Annotated in this window: 1 rRNA gene; it reads right to left on the reverse strand. The window is 56.8% G+C overall.

The features are described 5' to 3' along the window. Nucleotides 1-236: ribosomal RNA gene (locus KJS58_RS25300) — 23S ribosomal RNA — on the reverse strand; the annotation flags it as partial.

Here is a 236-nt window from a genome sequence, read left to right on the forward strand (position 1 = left end):
TCTCCGCTACCCCCACCTCATCCCCGCACTTTTCAACGTGCGTGGGTTCGGGCCTCCAGTGCGTGTTACCGCACCTTCACCCTGGACAGGGGTAGATCACACGGTTTCGGGTCTACGTCCACGTACTTAATCGCCCTATTCAGACTCGCTTTCGCTGCGGCTACGGCTTTTCACCTTAACCTTGCACGGGAACGTAACTCGCCGGTTCATTCTACAAAAGGCACGCCATCACCCAT

The organism is Paenibacillus sp. J45TS6 (assembly GCF_018403285.1).
Taxonomy (GTDB): Bacteria; Bacillota; Bacilli; order Paenibacillales; family Paenibacillaceae; genus Paenibacillus.